This is a genomic window from Clostridium sp. CM038, from assembly GCF_055081105.1.
On sequence record NZ_CM143651.1, the window covers coordinates 2,446,889 to 2,472,142 of the forward strand.

General features: G+C 30.0%; 28 protein-coding genes. 5 read left to right on the top strand and 23 right to left on the bottom strand.

The window, feature by feature from the left end:
- The 11 genes from rpoZ to ACWJKS_RS11365 form a co-directional block, all read right to left on the bottom strand.
- A complete protein-coding gene (rpoZ, locus tag ACWJKS_RS11315) occupies window positions 1–219 on the bottom strand; it encodes a DNA-directed RNA polymerase subunit omega (protein ID WP_165413683.1) in 219 nt (72 codons plus the stop codon).
- The gene (gene gmk, locus ACWJKS_RS11320) at window positions 212–823 is read right to left on the bottom strand and encodes a guanylate kinase (protein ID WP_165413682.1); all 612 of its coding nucleotides are present in this window, start codon (window positions 821–823) and stop codon (window positions 212–214) included. The genes rpoZ and gmk overlap by 8 nt, the downstream gene beginning before the upstream one ends.
- Complete coding sequence (remA, locus tag ACWJKS_RS11325) at window positions 823–1,095, bottom strand: extracellular matrix/biofilm regulator RemA (protein ID WP_165413681.1); 273 nt, start codon at window positions 1,093–1,095, stop codon at window positions 823–825. The genes gmk and remA overlap by 1 nt, the downstream gene beginning before the upstream one ends.
- Before the next feature lie 14 nt (window positions 1,096–1,109).
- Window positions 1,110–1,988: a YicC/YloC family endoribonuclease gene (locus ACWJKS_RS11330; RefSeq protein WP_165413680.1), complete on the bottom strand. Its 879-nt coding sequence runs from the start codon at window positions 1,986–1,988 to the stop codon at window positions 1,110–1,112.
- A 339-nt stretch (window positions 1,989–2,327) separates the two neighbouring features.
- Window positions 2,328–3,482 carry an aminotransferase class I/II-fold pyridoxal phosphate-dependent enzyme gene (locus tag ACWJKS_RS11335; protein ID WP_216302525.1) on the bottom strand — a complete coding sequence of 385 codons (1,155 nt, stop codon included), beginning with the start codon at window positions 3,480–3,482 and terminating at the stop codon, window positions 2,328–2,330.
- A gap of 231 nt (window positions 3,483–3,713) precedes the next feature.
- On the bottom strand, window positions 3,714–5,069 hold the full coding sequence (locus ACWJKS_RS11340) for an NCS2 family permease (protein ID WP_165413679.1): 1,356 nt from the start codon (window positions 5,067–5,069) through the stop codon (window positions 3,714–3,716).
- A 149-nt stretch (window positions 5,070–5,218) separates the two neighbouring features.
- Window positions 5,219–6,214 carry an asparaginase gene (locus ACWJKS_RS11345; RefSeq protein WP_165413678.1) on the bottom strand — a complete coding sequence of 332 codons (996 nt, stop codon included), beginning with the start codon at window positions 6,212–6,214 and terminating at the stop codon, window positions 5,219–5,221.
- Between the two features lie 244 nt (window positions 6,215–6,458).
- Window positions 6,459–7,877, bottom strand: a complete 1,419-nt coding sequence (locus ACWJKS_RS11350) for an IS1182 family transposase (protein WP_462959600.1) — start codon at window positions 7,875–7,877, stop codon at window positions 6,459–6,461.
- A gap of 241 nt (window positions 7,878–8,118) precedes the next feature.
- Window positions 8,119–8,319, bottom strand: coding sequence for a hypothetical protein (locus tag ACWJKS_RS11355; RefSeq protein ID WP_165413677.1), 201 nt, complete (start codon window positions 8,317–8,319; stop codon window positions 8,119–8,121).
- 27 nt (window positions 8,320–8,346) lie between these two features.
- Window positions 8,347–8,499 (bottom strand): hypothetical protein, encoded by a 153-nt coding sequence (locus ACWJKS_RS11360; RefSeq protein ID WP_462959601.1) that lies wholly within the window; start codon window positions 8,497–8,499, stop codon window positions 8,347–8,349.
- 90 nt (window positions 8,500–8,589) lie between these two features.
- On the bottom strand, window positions 8,590–8,733 hold the full coding sequence (locus ACWJKS_RS11365) for a hypothetical protein (protein WP_165413676.1): 144 nt from the start codon (window positions 8,731–8,733) through the stop codon (window positions 8,590–8,592).
- Between the two features lie 321 nt (window positions 8,734–9,054).
- Here ACWJKS_RS11365 and ACWJKS_RS11370 point away from each other — a divergent pair, with 321 nt between their 5' ends.
- Window positions 9,055–9,240, top strand: coding sequence for a hypothetical protein (locus ACWJKS_RS11370; protein ID WP_165413675.1), 186 nt, complete (start codon window positions 9,055–9,057; stop codon window positions 9,238–9,240).
- A gap of 196 nt (window positions 9,241–9,436) precedes the next feature.
- On the opposite strand, the gene ACWJKS_RS11375 is transcribed toward ACWJKS_RS11370, so the two are convergent.
- Genes ACWJKS_RS11375 through ACWJKS_RS11385 form a run of 3 tightly spaced genes read right to left on the bottom strand, consistent with a single transcriptional unit; the run spans window position 9,437 to window position 12,143 of the window.
- The gene (locus ACWJKS_RS11375; protein WP_165413674.1) at window positions 9,437–9,859 is read right to left on the bottom strand and encodes a putative ABC transporter permease; all 423 of its coding nucleotides are present in this window, start codon (window positions 9,857–9,859) and stop codon (window positions 9,437–9,439) included.
- A 47-nt stretch (window positions 9,860–9,906) separates the two neighbouring features.
- A complete protein-coding gene (locus ACWJKS_RS11380; protein WP_216302524.1) occupies window positions 9,907–11,184 on the bottom strand; it encodes an FAD-dependent oxidoreductase in 1,278 nt (425 codons plus the stop codon).
- Window positions 11,181–12,143, bottom strand: a complete 963-nt coding sequence (locus ACWJKS_RS11385) for a sulfide/dihydroorotate dehydrogenase-like FAD/NAD-binding protein (protein WP_216302523.1) — start codon at window positions 12,141–12,143, stop codon at window positions 11,181–11,183. Before ACWJKS_RS11385 ends, ACWJKS_RS11380 begins: the two co-directional genes overlap by 4 nt.
- A 319-nt stretch (window positions 12,144–12,462) precedes the next feature.
- On the opposite strand from ACWJKS_RS11385, the gene ACWJKS_RS11390 reads away from it, so the two are divergent.
- Window positions 12,463–12,957 carry a phosphatase PAP2 family protein gene (locus ACWJKS_RS11390; RefSeq protein WP_258876380.1) on the top strand — a complete coding sequence of 165 codons (495 nt, stop codon included), beginning with the start codon at window positions 12,463–12,465 and terminating at the stop codon, window positions 12,955–12,957.
- A 48-nt stretch (window positions 12,958–13,005) separates the two neighbouring features.
- On the opposite strand, the gene ACWJKS_RS11395 is transcribed toward ACWJKS_RS11390, so the two are convergent.
- The gene (locus ACWJKS_RS11395; protein WP_165414968.1) at window positions 13,006–15,324 is read right to left on the bottom strand and encodes an ATP-dependent Clp protease ATP-binding subunit; all 2,319 of its coding nucleotides are present in this window, start codon (window positions 15,322–15,324) and stop codon (window positions 13,006–13,008) included.
- A gap of 212 nt (window positions 15,325–15,536) precedes the next feature.
- Window positions 15,537–15,689: a hypothetical protein gene (locus tag ACWJKS_RS11400; RefSeq protein ID WP_165414967.1), complete on the bottom strand. Its 153-nt coding sequence runs from the start codon at window positions 15,687–15,689 to the stop codon at window positions 15,537–15,539.
- A 237-nt stretch (window positions 15,690–15,926) separates the two neighbouring features.
- Here ACWJKS_RS11400 and ACWJKS_RS11405 point away from each other — a divergent pair, with 237 nt between their 5' ends.
- Entirely contained in the window at window positions 15,927–17,519 is a 1,593-nt protein-coding gene (locus ACWJKS_RS11405; protein ID WP_462959602.1) for a recombinase family protein, read from the top strand.
- Window positions 17,520–17,811: 292 nt separating this feature from the next.
- Here the strand turns inward: ACWJKS_RS11405 and ACWJKS_RS11410 are convergent, their stop codons facing one another.
- Window positions 17,812–18,942: a D-alanyl-D-alanine carboxypeptidase family protein gene (locus ACWJKS_RS11410; protein ID WP_216302521.1), complete on the bottom strand. Its 1,131-nt coding sequence runs from the start codon at window positions 18,940–18,942 to the stop codon at window positions 17,812–17,814.
- Window positions 18,943–19,041: 99 nt separating this feature from the next.
- On the opposite strand from ACWJKS_RS11410, the gene ACWJKS_RS11415 reads away from it, so the two are divergent.
- Window positions 19,042–19,614 carry a DUF2953 domain-containing protein gene (locus ACWJKS_RS11415; protein ID WP_220285919.1) on the top strand — a complete coding sequence of 191 codons (573 nt, stop codon included), beginning with the start codon at window positions 19,042–19,044 and terminating at the stop codon, window positions 19,612–19,614.
- Window positions 19,607–20,029, top strand: coding sequence for a GerW family sporulation protein (gene ytfJ, locus ACWJKS_RS11420; protein WP_216302519.1), 423 nt, complete (start codon window positions 19,607–19,609; stop codon window positions 20,027–20,029). Before ACWJKS_RS11415 ends, ytfJ begins: the two co-directional genes overlap by 8 nt.
- Before the next feature lie 123 nt (window positions 20,030–20,152).
- Here ytfJ and scpB read toward each other — a convergent pair whose 3' ends face one another.
- From scpB to spoIIM, 6 genes are all read right to left on the bottom strand, one after another.
- Entirely contained in the window at window positions 20,153–20,752 is a 600-nt protein-coding gene (gene scpB / locus ACWJKS_RS11425; protein WP_165412060.1) for an SMC-Scp complex subunit ScpB, read from the bottom strand.
- A complete protein-coding gene (locus ACWJKS_RS11430) occupies window positions 20,739–21,497 on the bottom strand; it encodes a segregation/condensation protein A (RefSeq protein WP_462959603.1) in 759 nt (252 codons plus the stop codon). The genes scpB and ACWJKS_RS11430 overlap by 14 nt, the downstream gene beginning before the upstream one ends.
- 303 nt (window positions 21,498–21,800) lie before the next feature.
- On the bottom strand, window positions 21,801–22,982 hold the full coding sequence (locus ACWJKS_RS11435) for a serine hydrolase (RefSeq protein WP_462959604.1): 1,182 nt from the start codon (window positions 22,980–22,982) through the stop codon (window positions 21,801–21,803).
- A 225-nt stretch (window positions 22,983–23,207) separates the two neighbouring features.
- Complete coding sequence (locus ACWJKS_RS11440; protein WP_165412063.1) at window positions 23,208–24,086, bottom strand: tyrosine recombinase; 879 nt, start codon at window positions 24,084–24,086, stop codon at window positions 23,208–23,210.
- A 43-nt stretch (window positions 24,087–24,129) separates the two neighbouring features.
- A complete protein-coding gene (locus ACWJKS_RS11445; protein ID WP_462959605.1) occupies window positions 24,130–24,357 on the bottom strand; it encodes an endonuclease III in 228 nt (75 codons plus the stop codon).
- Entirely contained in the window at window positions 24,354–25,004 is a 651-nt protein-coding gene (gene spoIIM / locus ACWJKS_RS11450; RefSeq protein WP_165412064.1) for a stage II sporulation protein M, read from the bottom strand. The genes ACWJKS_RS11445 and spoIIM overlap by 4 nt, the downstream gene beginning before the upstream one ends.
- Between the last annotated feature and the right edge of the window lie 250 nt (window positions 25,005–25,254).

The following is a 25,254-nucleotide window of genomic DNA, read 5'->3' on the forward strand; positions in this document are numbered from 1 at the left end:
CTATTTTATTCCTTCTTTTGTTGTCATCGCCACAATAGCTCCTTCATAAATTTCATGTATAGATATAGTAACTGGCTTTGTGGAATCTACCTGTACAAGTGGGCTTTGACCTTCTATTATTTGTCTTGCTCTTTTTGATGTTGCTACAACTAACGAATACCTATTATCTACTTTTTCTAATAAATTTACTATTGATGGGTTAATCATTGAATTATTCATTACTAATTTCCTCCTTTAGAAAATCTCCATTCATTCTATCGACTCTACATCTTTCTGCAATTACAATGCTTTGAATTTTTTCACAAGCATTATCTACAGTGTCATTTACAACTGCATAATCATATTTTGATACAAAACTAATTTCTTCATGCGCCGATGTAAATCTAGTAATTAAGGACTCTGGCGTTTCACTGCCCCTATTTGTAATTCTATTTTTCAATTCCTCCATAGACGGTGGAAGAATGAAAATAAATAAACCGCTTGGATAAGCCCTTTTCACCTTAAGTGCGCCTTGAATATCTATTTCTAGTATTACATCCCTACCGCCATCTAATATTTTTAGAACTTCAGATTTAGGAGTACCATAACAATTTCCATAAACCTCTGCGTATTCAAGAAAATCTTCTAATGCGATTTTTTCTAGGAATTTCTCTTTAGTTATGAAATAATAGTTTATTCCTTCTATTTCATCGCTTCTTGGGCTTCTTGTAGTCGCAGAGACCGAAATCCAAAAATTGTTTTTTTCGAGAAGCGCCTTGCATACAGTCCCTTTACCAGCACCAGAAGGGCCTGAAATAACAATTAGCTGTCCTTTACTCCTCATTATTCATCAACCTCGTCTAACCTTTCATCATCTTTAACAGATAACCTATGCGCAACAGTCTCAGGTTGAACAGCTGATAGAATAACATGATCACTATCAGTTATAATAACTGCTCTGGTTCTTCTTCCATAAGTGGCGTCAATTAGCATACCTCTATCTCTCGCTTCCTGAATTATTCTTTTAATTGGAGCCGATTCAGGACTAACTATGGCTACTAATCTGTTTGCTGAAACAATGTTCCCAAAACCTATGTTTATCAATTTTATACTCATCGTGTGCCTCCTGTTTATTCTATGTTTTGTATTTGTTCTCTAATTTTTTCTATTTCGCTTTTCATATTAATTACTGTATTTAAAATTTCTAAATCATTTGCTTTTGATGCTATAGTGTTAGTTTCTCTATTCATTTCTTGAATAATGAAATCAAGCTTTCTGCCAATTGGTTCGTCTAAAATTAAAGTTTCCTTCATTTGCTCTATATGACTATTTAATCTTACAATTTCTTCATCAATTCCAGCTTTGTCAGCAAAAATCGCAACTTCCATGGCAACTCTATTCTCATCAAACCCTACTTCTTTATGCAAAGCATTTAGTTTTTGAACTAGTTTTTCTTTATACTCACAAACAATAAACGGTGCTCTTTCCTTGACTTTTTCAACTAACCCATTGATTAAATCACATTTAATGATAACATCCGCTAATAATTTTTGGCCTTCTCTTTCTCTCATAAAAAGAAGAGCTTCAAGAGCTTTTTTTAGTGATTGTTCAATCTGATCAAAAGTTTCTGAACCCTCTTCTTCCTTTTGTTTAAGAGTTATTACCTCCGGCAATCTAGCTATTGTGTCAACTAGAATGTCGCCATCCAGATTATATTTATCTTTTAATGTTCGAAAGCAGTTTATATAGCTTTCAGCTAATTTTTCATTCAAATAAGCCTCAACATCTTCCTTATCATAATTCCCTTGAGTTACAAAAACATCAAGCTTTCCCCTTTTTACTTTTTCACCAATTATCTTCCGAATTTTATCCTCAAACGCTATTAATACTCTAGGCATTCTTATATTAGTTTCGAAATATCTATGATTGACACTTTTAATCTCTATGGTAAAGCTTTTACCATCTTTTTCACAACTTCCTCTTCCAAACCCAGTCATACTCCTAATCATAACAACGCATCCTTCCAATGTTCATTGTGAATCTTTATAATTATACATAAACTATCACCTAAGTTTCAAGCTAAAATTATAAGTTCTCACTTTATTACGATTTTCATATAAAAAAATACTTTTAAATTCTCACTTAAGTGATTCAATATTAACGAATTCAGAAGGGAATTTATACTTCTACTGAAGTTTTCTCTTTGTTATAGTATGTACCTCCCACTTATATAAGTAGGATATTTTCCTTCTGAAATGTTATCAAATTATAAATCGACTTATTTTAAAAACAGCTCATCCTTATATTAAAATATTTCCTATATAATTTATATTATACCAATAATAATATTAATCACCACATTTTTTTAGAGATTTTAAAGCTTTTTCAATAATAAGCTTATCTTTAGTCAATGCTATACGGAAATAATCGTATCCAAGTTTTCCAAATACATTTCCAGGCGTAACCACAATCCCATAATTCTCCAATAATTCTTCACAATACTCATTTGTTGTATAATTTTTAGGTGTTTTGCACCACAAATAAAAAGTGCCCTCTGCATCAAAAAAATCAACATTCTTTTGTAGCAAAACACTTTTAGCAACTTCACGTCTTTCATCATATATTTTTCTTGTATTATGAATATAATCACGTTCTAAATTAAGAGCAGCAATAGCAGCCTTTTGAATTGGAATAAATTGACCAGAGTCACAATTGCTTTTTATCTTTAAAAGAGAGTTTATTACCTTAGCATTACCTACAGCATACCCTATTCTATACCCTGTCATATTGTAAGTTTTAGATAAAGTTCCAAACTCTACGCATTTCCTTTTTAAATCATATTGCATAAGACTTATATTTTTTTTATTTACTTGAATTATTTCATTATATGCTGAATCATTGCATAAAACAATATTATTATCATAAGAAAACTTTATAATCCTCTTATAGAACTCAGAACCCGCTACTGCACCTGTTGGATTATTGGGATAATTTATAAAAATAAGCTTACATTTTTTAACAATTTCTTCGGGGATGACCTCAAGATTCATCATATATCCATTGTTTTGTGTTAGGGCTACAGTATATGGCACGCAACCCCAGAGTTTTGAACAAGTACTGTAAACAGGATATGCAGGCTCAGGCACTATTACACAATCCCCTATATCACATACAGCTGGTATTATATTGCTTATACCTTCTTTTGATCCTATAAGAATTATTACTTCATCCAAACTTAGACTTACGCTGTAAACCTGATTATAGTACCTTATAACTGCTTTTTTAAGTTCCATTAACCCATCGTAGGGAGGGTAATTATTATATCTATCATCCTTTAATCCCTCTATTAAGGCATCGGTAATTTTTGAATGAACTGTTAAATCTGGATCCCCTATACTAAGGTCAATAATTTTTTTCCCATTCAGCAAAGCTTCATTTTTTTTATCGTTAATCTTTTTAAAATGATATTCATAAACATTGGATAGTCTATTATTTATTTTCATAATATCACCCTTTATATATTTCTTTTATTATGTTATTCGGGCGGCACTAACCTTGTTACAGTTATTTTACTTATCCGCGTTAAATCACTGTCGAAGTTATTTATTATATTCAAAACTACAATATTAATGACTTCTAAATTTTCGTTAAAAAATATACTAAAGCACGATAAGTTATACTATCATGCTCTAGTATATTCATAATACACATATTATTACTGCTTTACAGATAATTTAACCAGTTACAATTAATTTGATAATAAACAATACTGCTAAGATATAAATTACAACTGAAACCTTCTTCTTTTTACTAGCATCCCTAGTAAATATATTGTTTACTAGGTTTAACACCGCATAAGAAAGAATACCTATAGTTAAACCATCTCCAATACTATAAGTCAAAGGCATTAATGCGATTGTTAGGAAAGCAGGAACTCCCTCTGTAAAATCACTGAAATCTATTTTAACTATATTCTCCATCATAAAGAATCCTACAATTATCAAAGCAGGTGCAGTTGCACATGATGGTATTGCAATGAACAAAGGTGAAAAGAACATTGCTATTAAAAATAATATTCCTGTTACAACGGAAGCGAGTCCAGTCCTAGCACCTTCTGCAACTCCCGCTGAGCTTTCTACAAAAGTGGTTACAGTTGATGTACCAAGAAAAGCTCCCACAGTAGTACCAACGGCATCTACTAGTAACGCACGTCCAGCATTTTTTACCTTACCATCTTTATCAAGCATTCCAACCTTTGAAGCAACTCCTACTAAAGTTCCTACAGTATCAAAAAAGTCAACAAATAAAAACGTTAAGACTATTGTCATAAATCCCAATATTCTAGTTGTATCAGTTAAGTATGAAAAATCTAGTTTACCTGCAATTGGTTTTATTGATTCAAATTTAAATATACCTTGTGGTGTACCTATTTTATAAGTTGCTGCAGCTTCTGGTAATATTATTGCAAATAACCAAGCCAATACTGTACTTGCAACTATTCCCCATAATATAGCCCCTTTAACTTTCTTTTTAGACAACACCACTATTATAATTACTCCTATTACAGTTATTAATACTGTAGGACTTCTAAAACTACCCATAGAAACCTTTGTTGCTTTATTAGTAACTACAATACCAGCATCTACAAAACCAATAAATGCAATGAAAAGTCCAATACCTGCGGTAACTGCCAATTTTAAAGTTGTTGGTATAGCATTAACTACAGCTTCGCGAACATTAGTTAATGATAATATAATAAAAATAATTCCTTCTACAAAGACAGCTGCTAATGCTACTTGCCACGGAACTTTCATTCCTATTACTACAGTATATGCAAAGAATGCATTTAATCCCATTCCTGGTGCTAAAGCAAAGGGCAAGTTAGCATATAACCCCATAAATATAGTAGCGAAAGCCGCTGTTAAACAAGTTACAGTTACTATAGCGGGTACAGGCATTCCTACACCAGGATTACCTAATGTGTTTGCATTAACCGCAATAATGTATGCCATGGTTAAAAATGTAGTTATCCCTCCAATAACTTCCTTTTTTACGTCACTTCCGTTTTCTTTCAATTTAAAATATTCCATTTAGTTTCCCTCCATGTGTTTGCAATACAAAATAAAACCACTATGGTTATTAATAAACCATAGTGGTTATTTTACTTTTATACAAACATAATAACAAAAATAGGCATGTACGTCAATACCATCACGAATATTTAAGCTTAATTTGTTTTTTAAATTCGGCTTTTGTACCGACCGCTTTCAAATATGCATTTAATTTCTTCTCTCCTAGTTGTACTTGCAAGTGCAAGCATAAGTTTAATTCTAGCTTTTTGGCCTGGCAGGCTATCTCCAAAAATCACACCATCATTTCTAAGTTCTTTTCCACCACCTGGATATCCATAAGAATCTAATACTCGTCCTTTAAAACATCTAGATACCATAACTACTGTCACTCCATTTTCTATAGCTGATTTTACTCCATCCGCCATTTTAGGTGGAATATTACCTCTTCCCATAGCTTCAATAACAATCCCTCTTGCCCCTTGCTGCACACAAAAGTCAATTAATTTCGAATCCATCCCAGCACAAGCTTTTATTAAATCTACTCTAGTTTCTATTTTTTCTGTTATAATATGTTCTTTTTTTAAACTTTCCCTATAGAATATTGCTTCATTATTATCTATAATCCCTATTGGTCCAAACTCTGGGCTCTGAAAAGTATTTAAGTGCATTGAATGTGATTTAGTAACCTCTCCAGCACAATTAAGTTCGTCATTTAAACATACTAATACGCCCCTATTACGTGCATCTTCCGAAATAGCGGTACAGATGGAAGCTGATAAATTTGCTGGGCCATCATATCCAAGCTCCGAACTATTTCTCATTGATCCTGTAACAATTACAGGCTTTGGATTATCAATAGTTAGGTGTAACAGATACGCTGTTTCCTCAAGTGAATCTGTACCATGAGTAACTACAACCCCACATATATCGTCTCTACATAAAAAACTTTGTATATATTTAGATAAATCCATCATTAGTTCCGGTGTCACATGAGGTCCCGGTAAATTTGAAAAAGTATGTGATTCTATTTCTGCATAATTTTCAATTCCCGTAACCATAGACATTATTTCTTCTCCACTTAGCGTTGGAACCGCAGCCTTTATTCTTTGGTCAACCGTCATAGAGATTGTTCCTCCATTAAAAATAACCACAACTTTTTTCAATTAAAATTCCTCCTACCCTTATTAAAAACAGATATTTTTTTGTTTATTTTTAAACTGTAAAATAATTATAACCTTAAATAGCTTATCACACAAATATTAGCAAATGAATTTTTCGTGTATTTGCATACTCACCTGCCGGTCTAACAAAAAAAATAAGATATGCTTATAGTTATAAGCATATCTTATTCAGGTTGTTTACAAACCCAGTATAATTTTTTTATTATACTGGGTTTTTTACATGCAATTATGCGATAGCATTTTGAGTTATGGGTAAATGTAAAATAACAACTATCTTCTTAGTTAGAAAATCAAAAAACAGTAAAGATAGCAGGCTAGCTATCTTTTTCATATTCTGCACTGCTGCTGTAAGCAGACACTGCTCTTGCACATTTTCTAATCCACGCATATGGCAATAGCGAAGCCCATGCAGTTGTTTTGAATCTGCGAAGCTTCGCTCTATAGTTTCTTTTCTTCTTCTATATATATTTCTGCCTTTATCTGTTCTGGTGAACTTTACAACATCTTCTTTATACGTTTCCCAAACATGTCTTCTAATAGTTTTAAACTTGCTTTTTGCAGAAAAGCATTGAGCTCTATTTGGACATATCTCGCAATATTTTGCATTACCAACATATTCTTTATATCCTTCTCTTGTTGTCGTTTTATAATGTAAAGCCCTTAAGTCAGGGCATACGTAAATGTCCTGCTCTTTAACATATTGGAATTTATTTTTTGTGTACATTCCTTTTGTATGTGGAGACCTACGGTATCCCATTACAGATTTTAATTCCCTCTCATATAGTTCTTTACATATAAGATTTGTAGCATAACCAGCATCTGCACCAACATATTTTGTATTAAAATTAAACTTTTTTATTTGCACATCTAATCTATCGATATAAGGATCAACATCATTTATGTTTCCAGGAGTAACATACACATCAGTAATTATATTATGTCTGCTATCGACAGTTCTGTGATCTAAATATGAGAAGCCTTCCGGCTTGCCATCTCTCATCATATATCCACTGTCGGGGTCGGTTGTGCTAACTTTAGTTTCTTTTATTTTGGTAACAGGTTCTTTTTCCTTTAAAGGTTTTTTACCATGGTTTATTCTATCTTCTTCCACTGCTTTATTAAGTTCAGCTACATATTCTTTCGGCGTTTTTTCAACTTCAATTTTCACAAGCTTTCGCTTATTAGCATTTGCTTTTAGGTGTGTAGAGTCTGTGTAAAGTATTTTACCGGTTACCATCTTAAGATTTATAGCCTTAAATACTACTTCGTCAAATATTTTTTGAAACACATCTGTACCTTTAAACCGTCTACGTCTATTTTGGCTAATTGTTGAATGATCTGGAATAGGATCAGTAAGACTTAGTCCTAGAAACCATCTATAAGCCACATTTACTTCAATGTCCTTTACAAGTTGTCGTTCAGATTTTATTCCAAATAAGTACCCAATAAACAGCATTTTAAAAAGTATAATAGGATCTACGCCAGGTCTTCCATTATCTAAGCAGTAATATTTTTTAGTCAGTTCTCTTATAAAAGAGAAATCCATGTATTTATCTATATTTCTCAGAATATGGTCTTTAGGAACTAAATCTTCTAAATACACCATTTCTAGTTTTTGTTGTGTGAAGTTCTTTTCATTAATCATAATAATGCCCTCCGAATTATAAAGTTTGTATACTATATATTCGACATTGATGTCCTAAAATCCTTTTTGAATATGAAAAAAAACACTCCGATTTTAAATTAGAGTGTTTTACATTTTATGTTTGTCAACGGTCTGAATAAGATATGCTTATAGTTATAAGCATATCTTATTAACATCATTTTCGTTATACATAATTTATTACTACATAATCGTTTATGGATTTGGTAGCTAGAGAACCTTACTATTTACTTTTTAAATATTCAAATAATTTTTTTTCTATTTCATCGGCACAATTATCATCTAAGGTTATATACTGCCTATATCCGTCTAACGCCTTAACTTCGATCTTCCCTACCTCTTGACCAGTAACTTTATCAATATCACGTTCAAACTTCATTATTTTATAACCTTCACTTATAAAATCCTCTATTTTACTTATCATTAAATCACACTCCTTTTCTTTTTATAGTTAAGACTTTAAACTAAAAAAACTGTAGCTTTTAGTATGAAAATTTATTTTAATTACTTTCTTCACACCTTTCTGCTTATCGCTAGCATCTGTTCTTTTAGTCCCAATATTAATTTCTTGACCATTAACTTCACTTTTTTTGCCTTTTTGCATATTATTAACCTCCTTCATATATCTAATATAATCTAAGCCACATGTATTCATTTGATTTAGGCACGCAATACTAGCCACTAGTTTTATAACCTAATCAAGGGTTTTTCCATTGAAATTTTCATACAAAGGTGGTTTTTTCTTATCCCCTTTGCTTTTCTTAGGTTTATTGATATCGTCGCGTTTAACATCAATATTACTATTTTTACTACCTCCAACATGTTGATGATCAGGCATCGTTAAAACTCCCTTCAAATTTAATTATGTTCCGCTTTTAAATAAAGTCTGAAACTTTTACCTCAATAACGATATTTGTGTTAAAATTCTTTACATTCACTTTATTATTTTCCTCAATATAATATTTATTATACCCAGCATCTTTACTTAGAATTTATTTTCATATATGTCAAAGTTTTAGTTTTACAATCAATTATTTTAGTTTATTTCCACAATTGAATGATAAAATTTATAATAATCATGGAATTATTCACAAATGGAATATTAATTTATATGTAGATAATATATATAAATAAGTAATTGATTAATGAGGTGTATTAAATGGACAATGACTTTAAAAAAATTATACATGAAGAAATTAATAAACCACTTAATAATATTGTTGATGTTTTCACTCCAAAGGTAAAAAAAAACGATTATAAACTAGCTGTTTTTTGGATTATAGTGGGTATTCTAGCTATGTTATTACTTTACTATACTTATAAAATGCTATACATTTATTTTTAAATTCCAATTTCAAATTATATTAACAGTAAACTCATAATAAAAAAGAAAAAAGCAAATATTTCTATTAATGCATCATTTCAGTTCCGCAAGCTGTTTCCTATATAATAAACGAAAACTTGATGAAGTAAGTTTAATGTACTTGTTACATTAAACCTACGTCATCAAGTTTTTATAATTTTTAAGACCTAATCTAAACCTAATTAGCATTACCACTGAGACTGTTTTCAATGCGTACTATAACATCATGTATTTTTTCAAACATAATTCCGTAGGCCATCCATACCGGTGCATAACCTAATGTAATTATCCCACATATTGAATTTTTTTTATTTACATAGTTCCATGGACACTCACCTAAAAACGCCCTAAGCAGTAGTCCGCTAATTAATTCTACTGCAAATATAAGGACCATATATATGCCTCCCCTCACAATAAGCGGAAGATGTTTTATCCTATAATGCACAGGTTCAAGAAATACAGCAAGCCCATATATAGGAAACATCCAGATACAGGTAGTGCCCCTAAGTAATACATCGCCCTTAATCATTGCTCCAAACCCATTCCACAAAATCTCTGCTAAAAGCCCTAAAAATCCGTATATAATAAATCTTTTCCACATGAGAATATTGTGTGTATTACCTTGTAAAATATACTACTAACCCTCTTTTATATAAGTTTTTCATTAAATATATTAGTTAAATTTAGTTTTTCTACTTTCCCCTTAATTTCATCTTTATCTAAAGTATAAAGTCCAAGTTCTTGCATTCTCTTAAAATACCCCGCTCCCGCAAAAGTATATCTGTTTCTTCTTCCTTCTTTAGATTTCATTTTTTCATTCGCATAGGCCATTATGTCTCCAACGGCAAGGGACCTTGGCAACATCAAAAGAGGCATTCCTATATAATTTCTTATGGCATTGTGTCCGGCTAAAGCCCCTGTTATCATTGCTTCTGTGTGACCTACAAATAATCCAGACTTCTCGCCTGCACAGAACAAATTATCCAGGCCTATAACCTTCATACTATTTGTCCTTGGAGCTACTGATAGATACCTTATAGAGTTTCCCTTTCCCCCTGCATATGGATCTATATATTTTGCATTTTCAAGTCCTTTAATTTTTCTTAACTTATCTAATGGATAATATGAAGTCATAAGCTTTACATGACCTGTATCTAATAAAATTACATTTTCTGCAAATTCTTTAAGGGCATACTGCTGACATACCTTTAATTTAAGTTTTTCTAAATTTATATCTTCTTCTGGAATCTTCAAAACAACCACTCCTGCTTCATCTAGTTGTTTTACAACGTCATCGGCTAAAGAATCCTTAGCTAGTTTACACGAGCCGCTAAAAGCTCCATATACGTCTTCTTGTCTTTCTCCTTTTAAGTCTTCAACTCCTGCTCTGTAGCTTATGCTTACCCTTGGCCCAAAAGCTGGACATCTTAAAATACACATTGAACATCCATTTCCATATTTTAAGCAGTTACCCATTGGCCCTGTTGAACCTGTAGTTTCTATAAATACATCTGCCTCAACATATTCCCCGTCTGATAGATATATTCCTTTTATTCTATTGCCTTCTTTTTCAACATCTACCACTCTTGTTATCATGTTTAATTCTATATCCATAGCTTTTAAATATTTTACTACTGCTGGTTCGATCTTGTTTACATCGTAAAGCCAGGCATGTTTATGCCCCGGAAAATCAATATTTTTATGTCTAGTGTTTTCATCAGTCAAATGTATTAAATCTCCTGCCCCAAGCGCTATCATTTCTTCTGCCGCAGTATACCTTCCATTATTTCTCATTATACCGCCTACATTGCCAAGTCCTAAGAGCATATCTGTTTTTTCATATAACGCAACCGTAGCTCCTGCTTTTTTTGCTATTATTGCCGCGCTGCAACCAGACCACCCACCACCAATTACGATAACCTTCAAAATATTCTCCTCCCTTCTAATACATATTTAGGTTCTGTCTGCATTTTGCAGAGCCGCCTTAATTTAAGGTCGTTATTTATTCTTGTGCAACAGCCACACACACCTTCTCCACAGCACATTTTGGCATTATTACAACAAGAATATTTAATGTTTTTGTCCATATCTTCTACGACCTTCATCAATTCATAATTTAAAACATCTGCAGCATCACAGTGAACTAAACTAATGTTATTATTACTAATTAAATCATTTAATATATTATTAAATTCATCTGTTACTCTTCCATTCTCTATAGTATTGCACTGTATAACTTTTGAAGCATACTTTTCTAAATACTCACTCACAAAACTATTTTTATAAGGGGAATTATCAAGCACAACTATATTTTCATTATTATTTGCATGCAAATATTTAAGTACTGGTATCATAGGTGCCTGCCCTATACCTCGTGCTACAATTAAGCATATACTATTTTTAACTTTATATATGTTTTTTAGTCCTAAAGTACCATTCCAAAATGGCCCTTTTACAAGCAACTCTTCCCCTAGCTTTAACAAATCTAATGCTTTGGTTTTAGTCCCCTTAAGTTCTATAGCAATAGTTATAGTATTATTTCTGGTATCCGTATCCAATATTGATATTGGCGTATCAAACCTCGTTTCTGTATCTGGTCTTCGTGCAAAAATATAACTTCCCGCATAAACTAATTCACTTACCAATTTATCACTTGCACCTACTGTAAGTATAATAACATTGTCCTCTAATTTATTTTTTTCTAATATTTTACAATGATAATATTTCCTACCCTCTTTAGCTTTAAAATTGTTTGAAACATATTCTTGATATATACATACCCCATTAAAGTTGCAGCAGTCGCAGAAATCTTTACCTGCTAGCTGTGAACATAATATGCAGTCCCCTGTTTCTGCCAGATGGCAAGGACATGGTTGAGACGCCAAACTACGATATTCTTTTAATCAAGTCTATACTTATATACATACAATCACTTAATTTTCATATTAATTACATAATATTCATAAAAACTTTTTACAAAAATCATTGAAATTATTGTTATTTTCCGTTAAAATGGTCATTGAAGAAAGGACTGATTATTTGAAAGCTCTTTTAAAAAAATTATTGCCATTATTACTTATTGGTTCTGTTCCTTTTTCCAATTTATTCTATTGGACATTAAATAATACTCAAAGAGGAGTTTATGATCTAACTACTGATTTAGATAGATCTTTACCACTTATAAAAATTTTTATAATACCTTATATGACTTTGTGGTTTTTCTTAGCATTTTGTTTTATTTATTTATGCTTTAAGAACAGAAAAGTTTATTATAGGATTATGCTTACTTTAGTCCTATGTTATGTTGTTGCTTTTGTCACTTATTACTTTTTTCAAACAACTGTTCCAAGGCCTATTGTTACAGGGGATGATATATTCTCGAAGCTGATTTTATTTACCTATAATTCTGATGGACCATATAATTGTTTTCCAAGCATCCATGTAATTACTGCATACCTAGCTGTTAAAGGGATTAACGCTGCTAATGCTAGAAAACGTATTAAAATTCCAGTTAATATCTTAGGATTTCTCATTATTATATCCACTGAATTTGTTAAACAACACGTAATAATGGATATTTTTTTCGCAATATTCTTATGTAATGTGATATTCACTTCAATCATTTATGTAGAAGAACATTACAAACTTTATAATTCCAAAAAAGTTTATACCTTCACAAAACAAGATATTGAACAATAATACTGCTAAATCAAAAGCTGCTGAATAATTTTCAGCAGCTTTTTAACTTTATATTATAACAATTTTGTCATCTTTTAATTCTATGGATATATTTGATCCTTCACTAAATTTATTCTCAAGATAATGCTCTGCAATTTCATCTTCAATGTATTTTTGAATAGTTCTTCGAAGTGGCCTTGCACCGTATTTATCATCGTATCCTTTTTCTAATATAAAGTCCTTTACATCTTCTGAAACATGCACTGTAATTTTCTTTTCCTTTACCTCTCCTATTACTTCCATCATCATTAAATCTACTATTTTACGTAGCTCTTCCTTTTTAAGAGTGGTAAATACAATAATCTCATCTACTCTATTTAAAAATTCTGGTCTAAATGTTTCTTTTAAAGCGTCCTTTACACGTGATTCTAAGATATCATAATCACCTTGAACAAAACCAATATTACCTGAATTAAACTTAGTACCTGCATTAGACGTCATTATTATTACAGTGTTTTCAAAGGAAACAGTTCTGCCTTGACTATCTGTTAGTATTCCATCTTCAAGAATTTGAAGCAGCATATTAAATACATCCGGATGAGCCTTTTCAATTTCATCCAAAAGAATCACTGAATATGGCTTTCTTCTGACTTTTTCAGTTAATTGTCCACCCTGATCATATCCTATATACCCTGGTGGTGCACCAATTAGCTTCGAAACTGTATGTTTTTCCATGTATTCAGACATATCTATACGAATTAATGACTCCTCACTTCCAAAAAGCTCACAAGATAGTGCTTTAACTAGCTCTGTTTTTCCAACTCCTGTTGGTCCTACAAAAATAAAAGAAGATGGCTTTTTCTTTTTTCTAAATCCGGAACGATTCCGCCTAATTGCTCTAGATAAGCTTATAATAGCTTCATTTTGACCTATAACTCGTTTGTGTAGCCTACCTTCCAAATTTAATAGCTTTTTCGCTTCTTTTTCTGTAATTTTTTTAATTGGAATTCTAGTCCATGACTCAATCACAAAAGCAATATCCTCTAGAGTAATTTGAACATCACTATATTTTTCTTGAGTTTCGTTAATATCTTCTTTTACTTTGCATAGCTTCATCCTATATTCTGCAGCCTTTTCAAAATTTCCGGCAACCTCAGCTTCCTTCTTTCCATTTTGAATTTTTTCTGACTCCTCTTTTAATTCTGCAAGTTCGACAAGACCTTTATTTTTTAAATTAGCTCTAGAACCGGCCTCATCAATAACATCAATGGCTTTATCTGGCAGAAATCTTTCTGTTATGTATCTTTCAGATAAATTTACAACTTCTTCAATTACTTCATCAGATATTTTAACTTTATGGTATTCTTCATAGTAGCCTCTTATTCCTTTTAAAATTTCTATTGTCTCAGCTATACTAGGTTCCTCAACTAGGACTGGCTGAAATCTTCTCGCGAGTGCTGCGTCTTTTTCTATATATTTTCTATATTCCTCCAATGTAGTAACTCCAATAACTTGTATTTCCCCCTTGGCCAAAGCTGGCTTCAAAATATTTGCTGCATTCATTGCACCCCCCTGAACCTCACCAGCACCCATAATATTGTGCACCTCATCGATAACTAATATTATATTTCCATTTTCCTTAGCTTCTTCAATAATTGACTTCATGCGGCTTTCAAATTGCCCTCTAAATTGTGTACCTGCAACCACCGCAGTTAAATCAAGCAGGTAAACTTCCGCATTAAATAATTTTTCTGGAACTTGTTTTTCTACAATTCTTACAGCTAACCCTTCTGCAATAGCTGTTTTACCAACACCTGCTTCTCCAATTAATATTGGATTATTTTTACTTCTCCTATTTAAAATCTGTACCACTCTATCGATTTCTTTATCCCGTCCAACAACCTTGTCAACGCCATTTTGATTTGCTTTGTTAGTTAGATTTATACCATATGTATCTAAATTCTTTCGCTTCTTTTTAAACCAATTCTTTTTTGATTTATCTTCAGCTGTTTCTTTAATCTTTGATGAGATTTGACCTTCATCCTCTATAAAATCACTATTTTCATCAACAGGTGAAAATAATCCATTAAAAATATTACCAATGGTCTTTTTTTTATCACCATTCTCAATATCCATATTGGGAGCATTTAAATCCTCAAGATCTATATCCTCTAAATTCATATTTTTGAACATATTACCCATTTGTTCATTTAAGTTTTCAATATCCTCTGAGGATAATCCAGCTTGTTGCACTAATTGATCCATAACTGGAATACCCCTTTTTTTAGCACACTCTATGCATAATCCTATAGTTTCGGTTTTTCCATTCTCAATTCTTGATGTTAATATCATTGCAATATTTTTTTTACATATTTCACATAACTTCATATAAATCATCTCCATATTTTATGTTGTATACAATATTATAACAGTATATCATCTTTCAATAGAATTTGTTCGATATATTCTGATTGTTTATTTCTCATTAATAGAATAACTGCTCCTTATTATTTTAACTCTTTTACTTTTCTATTTTATTCTACTATTATACATATATTCCTCTTTATTGTAGTGCTATTTTTCCTGCAATTTGAAATATCTTAGCTAATCATTAACTTTTCTATTAATTCGTTCATTTCTTGTAACGTAAGCTCTGAAGCTATTATTTTCGCAACAGTCCTTGTATACTGCTCATCCAAGAGTTCTACTTCTTTTTTATTTAATTCTAAAACAATTGTAGAATTAACTTTCATTTATAATCCTCCAAATAAACTATTATATTATAGTATGCATCTTTAACCTTAGTGTTACGTAATCATGTATATACCCATATATATTTAATTATATACATGATTACGTAATATTATTTTTCTAAAATACATATCTTTATTTTGTGAAGAAATTATAGTTTATAGAATATATCATAATTATTTATAATGCTTATATAAGCTTTTATAAATTTTATAAATCAATTATTAAGGAGTAATAAATTGAAAATTGCCGCTATATACTCCAGAAAATCAAAAATCACAGGAAAAGGCGAATCGATAATTAACCAAATTGAATTATGTAAACATGAATGCAATCATTTAGAAATCGAAAAATTTATAATATATGAGGACGAAGGTTTTTCAGGAAAAAATATCAAAAGGCCTCAGTTTCAAAAAATGCTCATTGATGCAAGGGAAAAAAAATTTCATGTACTAATTTGTTATAGACTGGATAGAATTAGTAGGAATATCTCTGATTTTACTACTCTTATAAATGAATTAGATAGTTTACACATTAGCTTTATAAGTGTTAATGAACAGTTTGATACATCAACCCCTATGGGTCGTGCCATGATGTATATTGCATCTGTTTTTGCGCAGCTAGAACGTGAAACTATTGGTGAAAGGGTTCGTGACAATATGTTAGAACTCGCTAAAAGTGGAAGATGGTTAGGAGGTCAAACCCCTTTGGGGTATGAAAGTAGAAAACTATCCTATTTGGATGGTGAATTTAGAGAAAAATCTATGTATACATTATCACCCATAAAAAAGGAATTAGATGTAGTAAAAATTATTTATGATAAATATCTACAGTATAAATCTATTAGCCAGGTTTTTATTTTCATCTTTAAAAAGAATATTAAAACAAAAAACGGCGCTGACTTTAATAAGAAAAGGATTCAACTTATATTAAGAAACCCCCTTTACGTTAGAGCAAATGAAGCTGTTATGAATCACCTTCAGCTTATTGGCATGAATGTAATGGGAAAAGCTAATGATAAACAAGGTATTATAACTTATAATAAGAGTAAAGGTGCTAGGATTAAACGAGATATAACTGAATGGATAGCTGCTATTTCTAAACACGAAGGAATTATTGATGCTTTCAATTGGCTTAAGGTTCAACAAATATTAGATGATAATAAAAACAAGGCACCACGGCTCGGAACCTCTGCAGCAGCATTACTTACCGGAATTTTAAAATGTTCTAAATGTGGTAAAAGTATGATTGTTAAACATGGTCATATTAGTGCAACAACTAATAAAAAAATCCAGTATTATGTTTGTAGTACTAAAGATTATTCAAAAGGCGAGCGATGTAATAATCCTAATGTACGCGTAGATGAACTCGAAAAGGTAGTTATAGATAATTTAAAAAATATCACAATTTCAAGAAATATTTTATTAGAGGAGTTAAATAAAATAAAATGCGAACTATCAAAAACTAATTTGGTACAATCTGAAATAGAGAGTTTATCATCACAAATAAATATAAAACAAGATCAAATAGATATTCTAGTAAATCAATTATCTTTGGACAATGAAATATCCAAATATATAAGGCCTCAAATTTACAAATTAGGAATTGAATTAGAAAAATTAAGTGTTAAATATAAAGACTTAGCCTCTACTTCCTATAAATTTAAAAATAATAATCCGATTGTAGATAAATTTTTAAATTCTTCAAATAGCTTTTCATCAATAATGGATATCTTAGATTTTAATAACAAACGCTTATTAATTAATAATATTGTAAACTCAATATACTGGGATGGCGCTAGAGGCATTGTAAAAATTAAAACACTAAACTGATTATCGCAGTTTAGTGTGGCAAGGACAAAATTCACTTCCTACATCAATGCAATCGTAGGGTTCATAACTCATCATTCTAACCTCCTAAAGTACTATACTATTAAAATATTTGAAATTGTGAAATTTGTTACAACTTAAATTTAATATTCATAATTAATCATTCCCACATATTAGAAAAATCTAAATTATATAAATCATTATTATCAATGAATCACCTTGAAAAATAACCATAAATTGTATTTGTACACTGTTAAAGTTTTCTAACAAATAAGAGAGAGACTTATATTCTCTCTTATTTGTTAGGTATAATTAAATCTTTAATTTTATCAAATTCTTGTCTAACCTTATTTTTCTTTTTTATAGAATTTTTAGCCACTAAGGCTTCTGTAAATAAGAGTTTATTATTTGCATATACATCTATCCTACCAACCTCTTCCCCTTCATGTATTGGGGCATAAATCTCATTTAGTGGCTTTCTAATTTTGACTTCTATTTTTTGATTGTTTTTTACTGGAATTATAATATCTCTTTTACTTACTATTTCAACATTACCCACTCCGTCTTTTATGCTTAGATGTTCTAAAATGTCATTTTTACTGATTATTTTTTTGTATTCATAATTTTTTTCAACATACTTACTTATTTTCTCAGTTTCCTTCCATCTAGGTGTACAATTTAGTGTAATTATAATAACATCTCTATTTTGAATTTTAACAGAAGTTACTAAACATTTACCTGCCTTTCCAGTAGATCCTGTTTTTACTCCTGTTGAATTTGGTAAAAGATATAAAATTTTATTTATATTGTGGTAACTTCTAGTAAAGTTATTCTGTTTACCATCCACATCTTTAGATCCTACTATATCATTAAAAAATTTAATTTCTTTTGCCTTTGCAGTAACTAAAGCTAAATCATACGCTGTAGAATAGTGATTTGCACTGTCTAACCCGTGAGGAGACTCAAAGTTGCTATTCAATAGTCCAATTTCTAAAGCATACTCATTCATAAGCTTTGAAAACTCATCAACACTTCCACTAATTCCTTCAGCAATTGCAATTGCGGCGTCATTTCCAGATCTCAACAAGAGTCCATACAACAATTCTTTTAAGGTTACTTCCTCGCCTTTTTTTAATCCTATTTCTGAACCGCGTATAGATGCTGCTTTCTCTGATACAATTATTTTCTTGTTTAAATCTCCACATTTTATTGCTACAAGCGCCGTTAGTATTTTTGTAGTACTTGCAATTTCAATTGGTGTATATGCATTTTTTTCATATAAAACAATTTTCGAATCAGCATCTATTGCTATAGCACTTATAGCATTAACATATAAATCCTCTGCAAAAACATTTTCAACAAATGACGAAAATAGAAAAAACAAACTTAAACATAATGATAAATATACTTTAAAATTTTTTCTCATTATTTCACCTCTCTTAAATTTGAATATTATATACACAAGTTGATATTTTTATAAATTATTGGACATAATACCAGTTATTAGATAGATTGGGAGGTTAAGATGTTTAAATGTATAATAGTATTTCTTTTAACTATAATAATTATATTATTTCCAATCCATTTAAAAATAACCCTTAAGTACTCAAACAAAATTTTGGGAATTTACATTTATAATAAGAAATTAAAGGTTAAAAAAGTTTTAAAAAATGGTAATAAAAATGATTTAAAAGGTAGCCTAAAAGAAAATTTCTTTAAGTCTTTAATTTTAAGCGATATAAAATTAATTACCTATAAAATTAAGAAATTAAAATTCAAACCAACATTAACTTTAAATACTAAACTAGAATATGGATTTGATGATGCTGCATTGGTCGCTATTTTATTTGGCTTAATTCATTCAACTTATAGTTTTTTGTATTTAATATTAACAGATTTTGTAAAAGTTAAAAATATTGATCTTAAAGTTAACCCTCATTTTAAAAAAAATGATTTTGTTATGGAAATTTCGAGTATAATTTACGTCAATTTAGCAAAAATTACTTATATAGCATTTATTATGTTAATTTGCCTTATAACCATAAAACATAACAAAATGAATATAAAAAAATATAAAGGAGGAAATATACATGGATAATCATCCAATTGAAAATTTGATGAGGAGCACGATGGAAAGCATAAAAGATATGATAGATGTGAATACCATTGTAGGAGAACCTATCCAATCATTAGATGGGACTACAATTATCCCTATTTCAAGAGTATGTTTTGGTTTTGCATCTGGAGGTAGTGAATTCAATAGTGTTACGTCTTCTGACTCAAGTAATAACTATCCTTTTGGTGGTGGTTCTGGAGCTGGAGTCACTGTTAAGCCCGTTGCATTTTTAGTTGTTAAAAACGATTCAGTAAGACTATTGCCTGTAGATCAGCAAAATACATATGATAAAATCGTTGATACTGTACCACAGGTTATCGATATTATTAAGGGTATGTTTAAAGATAGTTGTGATAAGAATACAGAATGCGAAGATAGCGATAAGTATTCTGAATAACTTCTCTTAATTGTTCAAATTATATATTAAAAATATTAACCCCACCATAATAAGAATTTTCCACTGGAAATTTTATTATAGTGGGGTTAATAAGTGTATACATCAGTTGCCTTCAAAAAATATCTACTCAGTTTGATTGCTATCAATATTTTGTTGTACTTTTTCTTTGTTAATCTCCTCTAAAGAAGGCATTTCATTTAGACTCTGAAAATCAAAATGTTTAAGAAATTCATCCGTGGTTGCATAAATAATTGGTCTTCCCGGAACATTTTTTCGTCCAGTTTCTTTAATTAATTTTTTATCTGACAATGTATAAATTGCTCTATCACTCTTAACTCCTCTTATCTCCTCGATTTCCACTCTGGTTATGGGTTGCTTGTACGCAATTATTGCTAAAGTTTCAATAGACGCTTGAGATAAAGATTGTCTAATACTTGTCTTTAATAGCTTTTGTACATATTCACTATTGCAAGATTTTGTAACAAATTGGTATTCATCATTAGTTACTATAATTTTAATTCCTCTTTGCTCTTCTTCATATTTTGCTCTTAATTCATTTGTTAATTCTCTTGTGAAACCAATGCTACATTCTAATATATTCGCTATTTCAGTTAGCTTTAATGATTCACCGGCAACAAACAACAATGATTCTATAATAGAAAAATATATATTTTTAGTAGAAACCTCTTCAATCTCTAATTGTTTAGTGTTAAATTCGTTCATATTCATTTACCCTTTCTAAATATATATCTTTAAAATTACTTTCTTGAATTACTATCACACTTCTAATCTTTATAAGCTCAAGTAATGCTAGAAACGTAACAATAATTTCTAACTTTGATGAATATCCATATATTAACTTTGTAAAATGAATTTTTCCAAAACATTCAAGCTCTCTTTTTAATTCCTCCATTTTATCTTCTATTTTATATTCATCTAATAGGATTTTTTTATTTATAATATTATCAGTATTCATTTTATTTATATATACTTGCATTAAATTATTGTATGAATTGTACAAATCAAGCATTGTAATATTTTTCAAAAAATCCATTTCCTTAGTGTTTTCATTATCCTCTTCAATTATTTCTGGTTTTTTACTAATCATTATACCTGTACCCTGTTCCAACACCTTTAAATTTTCAGCTATAGTTTTATATTTTCTATATTCTATCAATTTATTTAGCAATTCCTTTTCTACATCAATTTCTTCTTCTTCTTCGCTATGATCCTCTTTATTTTTAGGCAACAAATATTTCGATTTAATTTCAATTAAAGTTGCGGCTATAACTATGAATTCTGATGTCACCTCTAAATCCATTTCCTTCATACTTTTAAGACACCCCAAATACTGATTTGTGATTTCAACAATATTGATATCATATATGTTCATCTCATTTTTCTTAATAAGATGTAATAACAAGTCAAATGGGCCTTCAAAATTAGTTACCTTTATACTTAATGGCATGTACACTCTCTCCTAAATAAATAATTTTAAAGAAATATAAGTTTTACTTTGATTTCTTTATATCAAGTCTATTCTAAGTATAATTCATCTTTGGAAAAATAACTAGTCAATTTACTAGCTTGTTTTATTTCATATTACACTTTTCAAGTCCTTTAATATTTATAATATTCCCAATTAAGTCTGACATTTTAATTCCTAAAGTATAATATTTTATAAAAACTTAGCTTCTAAGCAAATAATTTATTGCCCAGAAGCTATATTTTTATATCTACATAAATCTGTAAACACTACTATAAAGTTTTGTTAAATCGCCTTATCAAATAAGTCTGTAAAGTTATTTTTAATATTATCCCACACTCTAGATTTTTTTATATCCCTATCGCTGTAAATAACAATCTTACCACTTAACTTATTATCGACATATATTTCACAAAATCCAATTGCGACATCCTTTTTATACTCTTTCAAACCTTCCTTCATAACAAATTTTTTAGTTATTTTATTTTTATTACCTTTTTCAAGGGTTATAAGGAAATCTTTATGTGCTTTAGCTATTAGGAACTTATCACCTTTCTTATTTAAAATTACTTTTTCTAATCCTTGATCTTTTGCTATTACTTTTTTCGTCTCAAATTTTGTAAATCCGTAATTCATTAACATGCTAGCATCTCTATTTCTTTTTGTGTAAGTTGGCGCACCCATAATTATTGCAAGCATCCTTACATTGCTTCGTGTTGCAGTCGCAGACATACAATACATTGCCTCATTTGTAAATCCAGTCTTGAGTCCATCACATCCAGCAAAGAATCTAACAAGCTTATTATGATTTACAAGACCTATAGGTGACTTTCTGCCCTCAGAAATAGTTTCCATGTAGGTTCCTGAATATTTTAATATTTTAGGATGTTTTAATAGCGCTCTAGACATAATTGAAATATCATAGGCAGTTGTAAAATGCCCTAGTGCACTTAGACCAGTGCAGTTTTTGAAAGCAGTATCTTTCATATTAAGACTTTTTGCTCTTTCATTCATCATATTTACAAAAGCACCTTCACTGCCACCTAGATATTCTGCCATTGCCACTGCTGCATCATTTCCTGATGCAATGGCAATCCCTTTTAAAATTTCTTCCACGGTTCTAATTTCACCAGTTTCAAGAATCATACTACTTCCACCCATTTTTTTCGAGTTTTCACTTACGGTTATCTTATCTTGTAATTTAATCTTACCAGAATCTATGGCCTCCATAGCTAATAACATAGTCATTATTTTAGTTACTGATGCTGGTGCAAATCTCTCATGAGAATTTTTTTCATATATTATTTTGCCAGTGGATGGTTCCATTAGTAGTGCTGACTTTGCTTCTACTACAATTCCTTTATCATCCTTATTTTCTCCTTCTGCCTTAGCTGGCAGACAGAAAAACTGTGTTGTAAAAATCAACGTTAAAATTAAACATAATACGTTCCTAAAGTTCCTTTTCATATGTATCCTCCTCTTATTACTTTTCGCTAGACAAAAATGTCTGCGTTGATTAAAATTCATAACATTATTTTTACCAATTTGCATTAATATTATCACTATTTATTTATAATAAAATAAAAAAATTATTATAGTTAAAAACAAAAATAAAAACCCGCCTTCATAATTAGTGAAAGCGGATTTTTCTATATTCTATTTAAATTCTACATTGTAGTTAAATCATTTATCTTATGCTCTAGGATGAGTATTCTTATAAATTTCAGCAATTTTGCTCTTTTTAACTATAGTTGAGTAAATTTGAGTTGTAGACATACTATTATGACCTAATAGTTCTTGAACTGAGGCTATACCAGCGCCATTTTGCAATAAATGCACAGCAAATGAATGTCTTATCGTATAAGAATTTATAGCTTTTTTAATATTAGTCTTTTTAGCATACTCTTTAATAATTTTCCAATAGCCTTGCCTTGTCATTTTATCCCCTTTTATATTTAAAAAGAGTAAACTTAAATTATTTAAGTTTATAATAGATCTTGTCTTTAAATACTGCGATAGACATCTAACCGCCTGGGTACCAATAGGAATTATTCTTTCATTTTTCTTACCATTATTGCACCTTATGTATAGCAATTCTAAATTAATATCATATGTTGTTAAACTTAAAAGTTCTGAAACCTTTATGCCTGTAGCATACATTAATTCTAGCATTGCTTTATCTCTACATCCTTTAATCGTTGACTCTTCTGGTTGATTTAATAATTCATCTATCTCCTCGATAGATAGAATTTGAGGTATATTTCGTTTAATTTTTGCAATTGAAAAATAGGCTGTTGGGTCATGTTCTGCAAAATCGTTTTTAATAAGATATTTATAGTAATTTCTGATGGAAACTATACTTCTTGCTATGGAACTATTTGCACGACCTTCTTTTCTAAGATACTCAGAATATGCCATTATTGTTATGCAATCAACCGTTTTTATACTTTCATTTTTATATTCCATAAATTCAATAAAACGTTTAACATCTCGAGTGTAAGCTTCAATAGTATTTCTCGTTAGTTTATTGTTTTTTAAATTATCGCTATAGATTTTTAATAAATCATTCATAATGTATCTCCCATATTATAGAGAATATTAATATATACATACATTATACTCTAAAGAATAAATAAAATGTAAGAATATAATTATAAATTAATTTATAATTATTATCAACTAATTTGTAAACTACAACACTATTTTTGTAGATTTTTGTATTATTAATTAAATTTTGAAGCAAGTAATCCACAGCTTTAGGCAAGTAAATTCCAATTACTAGTAAAATCACAAAACATTTTATTGTTAACATTATAAAGTGCAATACACCCTTATGCTTCATTTGCTTACTGCTCCCAAATTATTAATAAGATTTTTAACAAAATGCGGTGCAATATAAGATTCTATAATTATCCCTATAAACAAGAAAATTATTATTACAATGAATATTGCACTATAATATATTATTCTGCTAGATAAACTACTTGTCCATTGTTTATTGAACTTACTCTTAAGTAGCATTATAGAAAATTCCATTGATACTACAGATGCAAAAATAATGCATGGAATATAAATTAAATTCTGAGGTATCACCCCTAGTATTGCTATACCAATGCCATTCTTTCCTAGGCCGCTAATCATAAAGCTAAAGGTAAATCCAACTGTAAATCCTTTCAATAAATCAATAATTATAATTATTGGTATCCCGACAATAGTTAAACCTAAAAACCAAAGAAAAATAATCACAGGCAGATTATTTTTAATCGATTGTAAAAATATTAATTTATAACTAATCCCACTTGTATTTGAAGGATCAATAAAATTCATCAAGTAATTTACTAAATCATTTCGTTCAAAATCCCCCATGTACTTCACACTGTAGATTCCTAAAATTATACCTGTAAATACGCAAAGAATACTTATAATATATAGCCAAAAATTTTCTTGTATATGTTTGTTTATGTTTCCCATTAAAGTATTAGATGACATAATTTTTCCCCCTTTTGTTGATCATTCTGCTTGTTTTTTAGCTATTCATAATATATTGTTAAAATTCACTTACGTTATATGTATGCTAAAATTCCCCTTATATGAATTAAATTATCACCTGCGGTGCTGCAATATTATAACTTAATTCATATTTATGATATCAAAGATGGTTATATGCATATTTAATTTACTTTACTACATAAATGAATATTTTTTTGCCATGTCCCAGAAATCGCTAGCATTAAAATTT